General features: G+C 54.1%; 10 protein-coding genes. 1 reads left to right on the top strand and 9 read right to left on the bottom strand.

The window, feature by feature from the left end:
- Positions 1 to 12: 12 nt before the first annotated feature.
- From carA to ribF, 7 genes are all read right to left on the bottom strand, one after another.
- Complete coding sequence (gene carA, locus C1N64_RS06185; RefSeq protein ID WP_006117640.1) at positions 13 to 1,161, bottom strand: glutamine-hydrolyzing carbamoyl-phosphate synthase small subunit; 1,149 nt, start codon at positions 1,159 to 1,161, stop codon at positions 13 to 15.
- Between the two features lie 468 nt (positions 1,162 to 1,629).
- Positions 1,630 to 2,445, bottom strand: a complete 816-nt coding sequence (gene dapB, locus C1N64_RS06180) for a 4-hydroxy-tetrahydrodipicolinate reductase (RefSeq protein ID WP_185199924.1) — start codon at positions 2,443 to 2,445, stop codon at positions 1,630 to 1,632.
- A 212-nt stretch (positions 2,446 to 2,657) separates the two neighbouring features.
- Positions 2,658 to 3,608, bottom strand: coding sequence for a 4-hydroxy-3-methylbut-2-enyl diphosphate reductase (gene ispH, locus C1N64_RS06175; protein ID WP_039338773.1), 951 nt, complete (start codon positions 3,606 to 3,608; stop codon positions 2,658 to 2,660).
- Positions 3,589 to 4,059, bottom strand: a complete 471-nt coding sequence (gene fkpB, locus C1N64_RS06170) for an FKBP-type peptidyl-prolyl cis-trans isomerase (RefSeq protein ID WP_006117637.1) — start codon at positions 4,057 to 4,059, stop codon at positions 3,589 to 3,591. Before fkpB ends, ispH begins: the two co-directional genes overlap by 20 nt.
- Positions 4,060 to 4,062: 3 nt before the next feature.
- Positions 4,063 to 4,566, bottom strand: coding sequence for a signal peptidase II (gene lspA / locus C1N64_RS06165; RefSeq protein ID WP_367143316.1), 504 nt, complete (start codon positions 4,564 to 4,566; stop codon positions 4,063 to 4,065).
- Positions 4,566 to 7,385 carry an isoleucine--tRNA ligase gene (gene ileS / locus C1N64_RS06160; protein ID WP_162286073.1) on the bottom strand — a complete coding sequence of 940 codons (2,820 nt, stop codon included), beginning with the start codon at positions 7,383 to 7,385 and terminating at the stop codon, positions 4,566 to 4,568. Before ileS ends, lspA begins: the two co-directional genes overlap by 1 nt.
- Before the next feature lie 29 nt (positions 7,386 to 7,414).
- Positions 7,415 to 8,341, bottom strand: a complete 927-nt coding sequence (gene ribF, locus C1N64_RS06155; RefSeq protein WP_006117634.1) for a bifunctional riboflavin kinase/FAD synthetase — start codon at positions 8,339 to 8,341, stop codon at positions 7,415 to 7,417.
- 317 nt (positions 8,342 to 8,658) lie between these two features.
- Here ribF and rpsT point away from each other — a divergent pair, with 317 nt between their 5' ends.
- Positions 8,659 to 8,922, top strand: coding sequence for a 30S ribosomal protein S20 (gene rpsT, locus C1N64_RS06150; protein WP_006117633.1), 264 nt, complete (start codon positions 8,659 to 8,661; stop codon positions 8,920 to 8,922).
- A 344-nt stretch (positions 8,923 to 9,266) separates the two neighbouring features.
- Here the strand turns inward: rpsT and nhaA are convergent, their stop codons facing one another.
- Entirely contained in the window at positions 9,267 to 10,445 is a 1,179-nt protein-coding gene (nhaA, locus tag C1N64_RS06145; RefSeq protein WP_367143317.1) for a Na+/H+ antiporter NhaA, read from the bottom strand.
- Positions 10,446 to 10,681: 236 nt separating this feature from the next.
- Positions 10,682 to 11,824: a molecular chaperone DnaJ gene (gene dnaJ / locus C1N64_RS06140; RefSeq protein ID WP_006117631.1), complete on the bottom strand. Its 1,143-nt coding sequence runs from the start codon at positions 11,822 to 11,824 to the stop codon at positions 10,682 to 10,684.
- Between the last annotated feature and the right edge of the window lie 36 nt (positions 11,825 to 11,860).

The following is an 11,860-nucleotide window of genomic DNA, read 5'->3' as shown; positions in this document are numbered from 1 at the left end:
ATTAGCTCCTGATTACTTTGCTTTCGAACGGAATGCGTCAATCAACTCGATAAAGTGGTCAAATAACGGTGCGGCATCACCCGGCCCCGGGCTGGCTTCAGGATGGCCCTGGAAGCTGAACGCAGGCTTGTCGGTGCGATGGATACCCTGCACGGTTTTATCAAACAGCGAAATATGCGTTACCCGCAGATTGGCGGGCAGATGGGTTTCATCCACCGCAAAGCCGTGGTTCTGTGCCGTAATCATGACGCGATTGTTATCGAGATCTTTCACCGGGTGGTTACCACCGTGGTGACCCAGCTTCATTTTTACGGTTTTTGCGCCGCTGGCCAGTGCCAGCAACTGGTGGCCAAGGCAAATGCCAAACACCGGAATGTCGGTTTTCAGAAAGGCTTCAATCGCCTCAATGGCGTAATCGCAGGGCTCCGGATCACCCGGACCGTTTGACAGGAAGATGCCATCCGGATTCATCGCCAGAACGGTTTCGGCGGGCGTTTTAGCCGGGACAACCGTCAGACGGCAGCCGCGGTCGACCAGCATGCGCAGAATATTGCGCTTAGCGCCATAATCGTAAGCCACAACATGGTAGGGCAGCGCTTCTGCTGACGTCTGCGCAGGTAAATCCCCTTCCAGCGTCCAGCTCCCCTGCAACCAGGTATAGGTTTCTGCCGTCGTCACTTCCTTCGCCAGATCCATCCCTTTCAACCCCGGGAAGGCCTGCGCTTTCTGTAAGGCCAGAGCGGCATCCGGATTGTCGCCCGCGATAATGCAGCCATTCTGTGCGCCTTTCTCGCGCAGCAGACGCGTCAGCTTACGTGTATCAATATCGGCAATAGCAACAATGTTATTGCGCTGCAGATAGGCTGACAGGCTCTCTTCGCTGCGGTAGTTGCTGGCAATAAGTGGCAGGTCCCGAATGACAAGCCCCTGAGCGTGAATCTGACTGGATTCTTCATCGGCGGGGTTGGCACCAACGTTGCCGATATGGGGATAAGTGAGAGTAACGATTTGACGAGAATAGGAAGGATCAGTGAGGATTTCTTGATAACCAGTCATTGACGTATTGAAAACGACTTCCCCCACTGCCGACCCTGTAGCCCCGATGGCCCGACCGTGGAATTGGGTTCCGTCTTCCAGAACCAAGAGCGCTGACTTAATCAAAACATCCTCCAGGGAATAAACAGTCACAATATCTGCATATTAATTCATAATGATGATCTGAATCAATGCAAAAACGGCCTGAGTGGTCAATTTTTGGCAAATTGCGCGCATTCTAATGATCGCTCTGGTACTTGTCCACCCTGAAGCCACTTTTTTAACATCTTTTCAGGCTCAGAGCGAAAAAAAAGAGGATAAGGGACAAAAACAGGGGCAAACACAATCAAATAATCGTTTGCTCATCGTTGAGAAGCATTATTCTGCCTGAGAAGGCTATTAATTTTGACCAAATGGTCAAATTTAACAGGTTTACCGTTAAGATGAAGAGAGAATAAATAAGTTTATGAGCATTTATACAGAAAAAATAAACAAGAGGCTTATTTTTTACAAAATTAAGGGCAATAATATTATTGCCCTTTTTCAATCAATGAATTAGCGATTGAAATCACCACATCACACAGGTAAAACCCATTACAAACTGGCTAAATCAAGGACATCACGCATATCGTAAAGCCCTTTTTTCTTCGCACTTACCCATAATGCCGCCTTAACCGCGCCATTAGCAAACGTCATACGGCTTGACGCCTTATGAGTAATCTCTACACGCTCTCCCTCGTCTGCAAACATGGCCGTGTGTTCGCCGACAATGTCACCGGCTCGCACTGTTGCAAAACCAATGGTTTGAGCCTTACGTTCGCCGGTGTGCCCTTCGCGACTGTAAACGGCATGATCAGCCAGTTTCCAGTCCATGGCGTCGGCAATGGCTTCCCCCATGGCCAGCGCCGTTCCTGAAGGAGCGTCCACTTTGTGACGATGATGCGCTTCGATAATCTCAATATCCGCATAATCGCCCATCACGGTAGCGGCTTTCTCCAGCAGCTTCAGAACCAGATTGACGCCAACGCTGAAGTTCGCCGCAAAGACAATCCCCGTCTCTGTTGCCGCATCACGAATCGCCGCCTTACCGGCTTCGTCAAATCCGGTCGTACCAATAATCATTGCCTTGCGGTGTTCACGGCACAGTGCCAGGTAGGCCAGCGTCCCTTCGGGACGGGTGAAATCGATTAAGACGTCAAAATCATCCATCACAGCACGCAGATCATCGACAACGGGAACGTCCAGTTTGCCCACGCCCGCCAGTTCACCAGCATCGGTGCCGATTAATGACGAGCCCGGACGTGCCAGTGCTGCGCCCAGATCCACGCCGTTGGCATGAACGACCGCCTGAATCAGGTTACGGCCCATGCGTCCCGGCGCACCCACGATGGCAATGCGGATATTCTTCATATTTATTCATTCCTAAAACAAAACTATGCATGCAAGCGCAATCAGGTTAACCATGAGATAACAACTGCGCCACTTTTTCTCGGGGATAATAAGAATTTTTATGCCAGGCGAAGGCGATTATCAGTAAAAGCAATTTCACCTCGTCGTTGGCCGGGCGGCGTATAGCAAAAAGGCCGAACAGAGTCGGCCTTTTTGCTACTACAGGTTTGTTGTCACTGCACGTTGCGGACATCAACCCGCAACTCTTTGGGGACTTCAAACACGATATTTTCTTCCCGCCCTTCCAGGACTCTGGCTTCGCCGCCACCTAACGCCTGCAGACGGCTGATGACATTCTGCACCAGAATATCCGGTGCCGATGCACCCGCGGTGACGCCAACACAGCGGGCCGTGGCGATCCATTCGGGCTGGATATCCTCTGCATCGTCGATCAGATAAGCCGCTTTACCCATGCGCTGCGCCAGTTCGGCCAGACGGTTAGAGTTTGACGAGTTTTTAGATCCGACTACCAGCACGACATCCGCCTCTTCAGCGAGTGCCCTTACCGCTTCCTGCCGGTTTGTCGTGGCATAGCAGATATCATCTTTACGTGGGCCGACAATTTTCGGGAAACGGGCACGCAACGCATCAATCACTTCAGAGGTATCATCGACCGACAGCGTGGTTTGCGTCATGAAAGACAGCCGGTCATGATCTTTAACGTCCAGTTTCCAGACGTCATCCGGGGACTCCACCAGATACATGCCGCCCTTGGGATTATTGTACTGCCCCATGGTGCCTTCGACTTCCGGGTGCCCGGCGTGACCAATCAGCACCGACTCTTCGCCCCGGCGGCTGGCGCGCGCGACTTCCATGTGCACCTTGGTCACCAGGGGGCAGGTCGCATCAAAGACCGTGAGATCACGGCTTTTCGCTTCGTTACGTACCGCCTGAGAAACGCCATGGGCAGAGAAAATCAGGATAGCACCATCCGGCACTTCGCTGATTTGCTCAATAAAAATTGCGCCGCGCTGGCGCAGGCTGTCCACCACGTAGCGGTTATGTACCACTTCATGACGCACATAGACCGGCGCACCAAACAGCGTCAGTGCGTTTTCAACAATGCTGATGGCGCGATCGACGCCAGCACAAAAACCACGTGGATTAGCCAGCAGAATTTGCATGGTTCGCCTCCAGTACCGGATCGATTTCCAGCACCTCAATGTCAAACTGAACGCGATGGCCTGCCAGCGGATGGTTAAAATCAACGGTGATTGAATCACCATTGATTTCGCGAATCACGCCCGGCATTTCACTGCCGCCCATGCCGGTAAACAGCATAATAGCCCCAATCTCAGGCTCGCCCGCTTCATTAAAGTCGCGACGCGAAAAGTACTGGATCAGATCAGGACTGACACCGCCAAACGCCTCTTCCGGTGCCAGTGAGAACTGATGTTTATCCCCGGCTTTTAAGCCCAGCAGTGCCTGTTCCAGCGCGCCGGACAGGCTACCGTCACCCAGACGAAACAGCGCAGGTTTACCGCTGGCGCGGGTGGATTCCGCCACTGAGCCATCTTCCAGCTTCAGAACGAAATGCAACAACACCGCGCTGTCGCGCTGTACAGACTCAGACATGGTTTACCCTTTTTTAACCTGCTTGCTGGACGGATTAAAAAACCCCTCCAGCACCACCAACGCCGCACCGATACAGATGCCGCAGTCAGCGATATTAAATGTAGCAAAGTGCCAGTTACCGACATAGAAATCGATAAAATCCACCACGAAGCCATGATACGCACGATCAAACAGATTACCGACAGCGCCGCCGATAATGAGCGCATAAGCACTGTTGGCGATCTTCTGTTGGGCGCTGTTGCGATACATCATCACCAGCAGCGACACCACAATCGCCAGCGCAATACCGGCGAAGAACCAGCGCTGCCAGCCGCCTTTATCCGCGAGGAAACTGAACGCCGCGCCGTAATTGTGCGCGTAAAACAGGTTAAGGAACGGCATCAGCGGCTGCGTTTCATGCAGCATCATGTTGTTCATTACCCACTGCTTGCTGACAAAATCAACAACGATAACAACCAGCACCAGCCACAGCCAGCGCAATCCGGTGGAGAAAACAGGTCTACTCATCAGGCAAACTTACGCTCTTCACCGTTTCCGGCTACGTTAGTGTAACAGCGACCGCACACCGCAGCGTGCTCAGGGTTCTGACCGACGTCAGTAGTGTAGTGCCAGCAGCGCGGACATTTCTCGCCTTCGGCTTTGTGCAGGCCGATTTTCAGACCTTTTACCAGTTCACTCTGCTGCGCATCAGCGTCAGCCTGAGCGTAGTCGGCAACCTCAGCACCGGAGGTCAGCAGCACAAAGCGCAGCTCATTACCCAGCGCCTTCAGCTTCGCCGCCAGCTCGGCATCAGCATACAGCGTGACAGAGGCTTCCAGCGCGCCACCAATGCGTTTATCGCTACGTGCCTGCTCAATCACCTTGTTTACTTCACCGCGCACTTTAAGCAGTTCAGCCCAGTACGCATCGTTCAGCGCTTCGTTTTCAGGCAGACCAAACAGGCCGGTGTACCACTCTTCAGTGAACACATACTTCGCGCGCTCGCCCGGCAAATAGCCCCAGATCTCATCAGCTGTGAAAGACATGATCGGCGCCATCCAGCGCACCAGCGCTTCCACAATGTGCCACAGCGCAGACTGACAGCTACGGCGCGCCAGGCTGTCACCTTTCGCGGTGTACTGACGGTCTTTGATGATATCCAGATAGAAGGAGCCCATCTCAATGGAGCAGAACTGCATCAGGCGCTGAATCACTTCGTGAAAATCGTAGTGCTCGTAGGAAGCCACGATATCCGCCTGCGCCGCCTGCGCACGTCCTACCGCCCAGCGATCGACCACCACCATCTCTTCCGGTTTAACCAGATCGGTGGCCGGATTAAAGCCGCTCAGGTTCGCTAACAGGAAACGCGCCGTGTTACGGATACGACGATAGGCATCGGCAGAGCGCTTCAGGATTTCGTCAGAAACGGCCATTTCGCCCGAGTAATCGGTCGAAGCAACCCACAGGCGCAGAATGTCTGCCCCGAGCTTATCCATCACATCCTGCGGCGCAACGGTATTACCAATGGATTTGGACATCTTGCGGCCCTGACCATCAACGGTAAAGCCATGCGTCAGCACCTGACGATAAGGCGCTTTGCCTTTCATCGCTGTCGAGATCATGAGCGAGGACATAAACCAGCCACGGTGCTGATCCGATCCTTCCAGATACATATCCGGCGTATTACCGCCAAATTCCGGGCGCGCATCCACGACGGAATAGCTGGTCGATCCTGAATCGAACCAGACGTCCAGCGTATCCGGCACCTTCACATAGTTGTCGGCATCATCGCCCATCAGATCGCGGGGATCGAGATCCCACCATGCCTGAATACCGTCCTGCTCAACGCGCTGCGCCACTTTTTCCATCAACGACAGGGTGTCCGGGTGCAGTTCTTCGGTCTCTTTATGGACGAACAGCGCCATTGGGACGCCCCAGGTACGCTGACGGGAAATACACCAGTCAGGACGGTTGGCGACCATGGATTCAATACGCGCCTGGCCCCAGTCCGGGATCCACTGAACGCCTTTAATCTCTTTCAGGGACTGCGCGCGCAGACCTTTCTGATCCATGCTGATAAACCACTGCGGGGTAGCACGGAAGATGATCGGGGTTTTATGGCGCCAGCAGTGCGGGTAGCTGTGCAGCAGTTTTTCAACATGCAGCAACGCGCCCTTCTCTTTCAGCAGTTCAACGATCAACTCGTTAGCTTTAAAGACGTTAATGCCGTCAAGCCCGGGATAGGTACCGGGCAGGTAAGCGCCATCAGGCCCAACCGGATTCGCCGTTTCCAGACCGTATTTCTGACCGATCACATAGTCATCCGGACCGTGACCCGGTGCTGTGTGAACCGCACCGGTACCGGCATCCAGCGTCACGTGATCGCCCAGAACCACCTTCGACTGGATCTGCGCCAGGAAAGGGTGCTGGAACAGTTGAAGCTCCAGTGCTGCGCCCTGGCAGGTGCCCAGCACAGTCCAGTCGCTGACGCCCGCGCGTTTCATGACGCTCTCAACCAGATCCTTCGCCAGGATTAGGCTGCGGCCCTCAATCTGCAACAGCTGATAGTCAAATTCGGGGTGCAGAGAGATGCCGCGGTTAGCAGGCATGGTCCACGGCGTGGTTGTCCAGATGACCAGCGAAACGGGGCCTTCTGAGGCCGTTACCCCAAATGCCGCACGCACGGCATCCGCATCCACGGCATTAAACATGACATCGATGGAGGGCGACGTTTTGTCATAATACTCAACTTCCGCTTCCGCCAGCGCAGAGCGGCAATCCATGCACCAGTGCACCGGCTTGGCACCTTTGTGCAGGTGGCCATTACCGATGATTTTGCCCAGCGCACGAATGATATTCGCTTCGGTCGTGAAATCCATCGTCAGGTAAGGACGATCCCAGTCGCCCAGCACGCCCAGACGAATGAAGTCGGCTTTCTGTCCTTCAACCTGTTCGGCCGCGTATTTACGGCAGGCTTCGCGGAATTCGGCGGCGGTGACTTTCTCGCCCGGCTTACCGATCATCTGCTCAACTTTGTGCTCGATAGGCAAACCGTGACAGTCCCAGCCCGGCACATACGGTGAATCGTAGCCCGCCATGCCTTTCGACTTGACGATAATGTCTTTCAGAATCTTGTTAACAGAGTGACCAATATGAATACTGCCGTTCGCATAAGGAGGGCCATCATGCAGGATAAAGGTTTTTTTCCCTTTTTTGGCTTCGCGGATGATGCCGTAAAGATTGTCATCATACCAACGCTGCAGCATTCCCGGTTCGCGTTTGGCCAGATCGCCACGCATGGGGAACCCCGTTTCCGGCAAATTCAGGGTAGATTTATAGTCACTCATCAGATTCTCGATTCCGTTTTTTGCTCAGGTTACAGGCCAAAAAATTGTCGGGCCGTTACCGTGTCTTTCGCAATTTGCTCTTTCAACGCGTCCAGTGAAGCAAAGCGCTGCTCGTTTCGTATTTTCTGCTTCAATACCACATCAATGTGGCGACCATAGAGATCCATATTGATGTCCAACAGGTGAACTTCAAGCTGTTGGCGTAAACCTTTTACTGTCGGGCGCGTGCCGATGTTGGCGACGCCGGGCAGGGGTTTCGGCCCCAGGCCCTCAACTTCTACCGCATACACGCCTTTGACCGGCGAGACGCAGCGGCGTAAAGGGAGATTGGCAGTAGGGAATCCCAGCGTGCGTCCCAGTGCATCACCGTGCACCACGCGCCCTGAGATACTGAAAGGATGGCCCAACAGCGACTGCGCCAGCGCCAGATTGTCCTCAGCCAGCGCCTGACGCACCGCCGTGCTGCTGATGCGTTTACCGCCGTCGCAAAACGTTTCTGTGCTGACGACGTCGAAACCGTATTCTACTCCGGCTTTCTGTAATAGCAGGAAATCCCCCTGCCGACCAGCGCCAAAGCGGAAATCATCCCCAACGGCCAGGTAGTTCACGCCCAGTTTGCTCACCAGCAATTCGCTGATAAAACTTTGCGCCGAGAGTGCGGCGAAGCGATGGTCGAACCGCACGCACAGCACATAATCCACGCCGATTTCTGCCAGGTACCTGAGTTTTTCGCGCAGGCGGGTCAGTCTGGCAGGGGCATTGCCACCGGCAAACAGCTCCAGCGGCTGAGGTTCAAACACCATCACCATGACCGGCAATTGACGTTTCCGGCCTTCTTCCATCAACCGCCCCATCAGCGCCTGATGGCCGCGGTGCACACCATCGAAATTACCAATGGTCAGAACGCAGCCGTGATGCTGCGCATTAAGATTATGAATACCGCGGATAAACTTCATGGCTGACTCAAACCGGTGGAAATCGGCGGATTATACCCTCGAAAGCCGCCGAGGTTAACCCGTGAACACGCCTTTCATGCGTAACAGGCCGTATTTACCGGCACGCAGAGCCACAAAGAGAATTTTGTTGCGAAATACTGTATTCAGGACACAGAAGCTGGTAGAATCTTGCGCCATCAAATACGTAACCGAGTGTCGTGCAGGTTATCACTTGTGAACGACGCTTATTTGCACAAATCCATTGACAACAGAAGGTCCAAAAGGCATAGTCCTCGGCCTTTGATTTGTCTCTATCGAACATATTTGGGAGTTGGACCTTGGCTAATATCAAATCAGCTAAGAAACGTGCCGTAACATCTGAGAAACGTCGCAAGCATAACGCAAGCCGTCGCTCTATGATGCGTACCTTCGTTAAGAAAGTATACGCGGCGATCGCTTCAGGCGACAAAGCTGCTGCGCAGAATGCATTTAATGAAATGCAACCAATCGTGGACCGTCAGGCTGCTAAAGGTCTGATCCACAAAAACAAAGCTGCACGTTATAAAGCAAACCTGACTGCACAGATCAACAAACTGGCTTAATCGCCTTTTGTTTATCGCTTTGTTGAAAGAACCGGCTCTGAGCCGGTTTTTTTATGTCTGCGATTCACCGCTGACCTTCCTCTTTCCCGCTTCCTTGCCGGACAGCCCGCGCAGATGGCGAACCGCTTCAAAGCTCGCCTTTCTGTGACAACGGATAGCCCATGGACGACGGGAAAACGCTATCAGGCATAAGCGGTAGGTGCCCATAATTCAGCCTGTGCCGTCCCGATCCGATATCTGCCCTTTTCGCGTTATCCCCGTACGCAAAAAGGTAATCTGTTATGTTCGCCCTGGCTGCATAACCGCGTCGGGGAAGGCAAAAGGAGGCTTACGCCTCCTTTCGTTTAACGCAGTTTATATCGCAATAACGTGTAACCCAGTACGGCCGAGAGCAGTGAACCGCTCAGAATCCCCAGCTTCGAGAATGTCACCAGCTGTTCATGAGCCGCATCAAAAGCCAGCGAGCTGATAAAGATCGACATCGTAAAACCAATGCCGCACAGCACGCCAATCGCCATGATATCGCGCAACGTCGTGCCATTGGGCAGCACCGCCAGCCTCAGCGTCACCGCCAGCCAACAGAACAGGGTAATCCCCAATGGCTTACCGATCAGCAGGCCAAGGATGATGCCCAGCGGCTCGGGTGACAGCACATCGCCAAAGGTAATCCCTGTCAGGGAAATCCCGGCGTTGGCGAAGGCAAACAGCGGCAGAATCAGCCAGTTCACCCAGGGCATCAAGCCATGCGCCAGATGTTCAGCCGGCGAGTGACCGTCTTTCTCTTCCAGCGGGACAAAGAAGCCGACGACGACGCCCGCAAGCGTTGCATGGACGCCGGACTTCAGTACCGCAGTCCACAGCACCAGCCCAACCAGCATATAAACGGCGATATTACGCACGTTACACCGGTTCAGGATGGCCAGCACGACAATGGCTCCTACCGCCACGCTGAGGGACGTGACTGAGAGATCGCTGGTATAGAACAGCGCGATAATGATAATCGCCCCCAGGTCATCGATAATTGCCAGCGCCATCAAAAAAACTTTCAGGGCCGTCGGGACACGGCTGCCCAGCAGGGCCAGCACGCCCAGCGCAAAAGCGATATCCGTCGCGGTGGGAATGGCCCAGCCATTGCGGGCGATCTCATCCCCGTGATTAAACAGTAAAAACAGGATGGCAGGCGCCGCCATTCCCCCTAAGGCGGCAATAACCGGGAAGACGGCCCGATCGCGGCTGGCCAGTTCACCCGAGATGAGTTCACGCTTCACCTCCAGACCAATCAGCAGGAAGAACAGCGCCATCAGGGCGTCATTGATCCATAACAACAGATTTTTGCTGATATCCAGCTCACCGAAGCGAATCTGCACCGGTGTCTCCAGCAGCGCCTGGTAGCCCTGAGCGGTGGACGTACTGTTCGCGAGAACCATCGCCACCACGGCAGCCAGAATTAACACCATACCGTTGCTGGCATCACTCTCAATAAAACTTTTAATTAAATGCCTGATACGACGAGGTTTTGACAAAATGCACTCCTCCTGAGCGGAAAACACAATGCTGAGCAGTGTAACGATTCACTGAACCTGATAAAAAGCTAATTTATCCGCTTTTACGTAATGTCGACATTTTGGCGACAGCAAAGAGAAGAAGGAAAACAGGCAAGAGAAGACAGGGCCCTAAGTAACGGCGTACCTCCGCCCTGATGCTGGCATAAAAAAAGCGGAGAATGTTCTCTCCGCTTTAGTGACATACGTCCGTGCGATTAGCGGGTTAAATCGTCAAAAAACTTTTTCACGCCGTCAAAGAAGCTTTTGGAACGCGGGCTGTTGTGCTCGCCGCTGGGTCCACCAAAGCTCTCTTCCAGTTCACGCAGCAGCGCTTTTTGCTTGTCATTCAGGCTGACCGGGGTTTCCACCACGACACGGCACAGCAGGTCACCTACCGCACCACCGCGCACCGATTTCACACCGCGACCGCGCATACGGAACAGCTTACCGGTCTGGGTTTCTGCCGGTACCTTCAGCTTCACGCGTCCGTCCAGGGTAGGCACTTCAATCTCACCGCCCAGCGCCGCCATGGCAAAGTTGATCGGCACTTCGCAGTAGAGGTTGTTCTCTTCACGTTCAAAGATTGGGTGTTTTTTCACCGTCACCTGAACGTACAGATCGCCCGCGGGTGCGCCCTGCTCACCGGCTTCACCTTCACCGCTCAACCGAATACGGTCACCCGTGTCGACGCCCGCCGGAATTTTCACCGACAGCGTTTTGGATTTCTCGACGCGGCCATGGCCATGACAGGCGTTGCACGGATCTTTGATCACCGAACCCCGGCCATGACAGGTTGGACAGGCCTGCTGCACGGTGAAGAAGCCCTGACGCATTTGCACCTGGCCTGCGCCATGACAGGTTGAACAGGTTTGCGGTTTGGTCCCCGCTTTGGCACCGCTGCCGTGGCAGACATCGCACTCTTCTAACGTCGGAATACGGATCTCTTTGGTCACGCCGCGAACCGCTTCTTCCAGCGTCAGCTCCATGTTGTAGCGCAAATCTGAACCACGGGCTGCGCGCTGACGGCGGCCACCACCAAAGATGTCACCGAAAACGTCGCCAAAGATATCGCTGAAATCTGCACCGCCGCCGCCAAAGCCGCCGCCGAATCCACCTCCGCCCATACCGCCTTGTTCAAAGGCGGCATGACCGTACTGATCGTAGGCCGCGCGCTTCTGGGCGTCCGTTAAGATTTCGTAGGCCTCTTTTGCTTCTTTAAACTTGGTTTCGGCGTCTTTATCGCCTGGATTACGGTCCGGGTGATATTTCATCGCCAGGCGTTTGTACGCCTTTTTGATTTCACGCTCGTCTGCAGATTTGGCGACGCCTAAAATCTCGTAGTAATCACTCTTCGCCATTTATTTAGCCCTTAACATGATCGCACGGGCGTGGAG

Source organism: Pantoea sp. SGAir0215, assembly GCF_043543215.1.
This window is presented reverse-complemented; position numbering and strand designations above follow the sequence as displayed.

Excerpts from the sequence above, each read along its gene's own strand:
- dnaJ (WP_006117631.1), bottom strand. The coding sequence starts at position 11,824 with ATGGCGAAGAGTGATTACTACGAGATTTTAGGCGTCGCCAAATCTGCA.
- lspA (WP_367143316.1), bottom strand. The coding sequence starts at position 4,566 with ATGAGTAGACCTGTTTTCTCCACCGGATTGCGCTGGCTGTGGCTGGTG.
- dapB (WP_185199924.1), bottom strand. The coding sequence starts at position 2,445 with ATGAAGAATATCCGCATTGCCATCGTGGGTGCGCCGGGACGCATGGGC.
- fkpB (WP_006117637.1), bottom strand. The coding sequence starts at position 4,059 with ATGTCTGAGTCTGTACAGCGCGACAGCGCGGTGTTGTTGCATTTCGTT.
- ileS (WP_162286073.1), bottom strand. The coding sequence starts at position 7,385 with ATGAGTGACTATAAATCTACCCTGAATTTGCCGGAAACGGGGTTCCCC.
- ribF (WP_006117634.1), bottom strand. The coding sequence starts at position 8,341 with ATGAAGTTTATCCGCGGTATTCATAATCTTAATGCGCAGCATCACGGC.
- ispH (WP_039338773.1), bottom strand. The coding sequence starts at position 3,608 with ATGCAAATTCTGCTGGCTAATCCACGTGGTTTTTGTGCTGGCGTCGAT.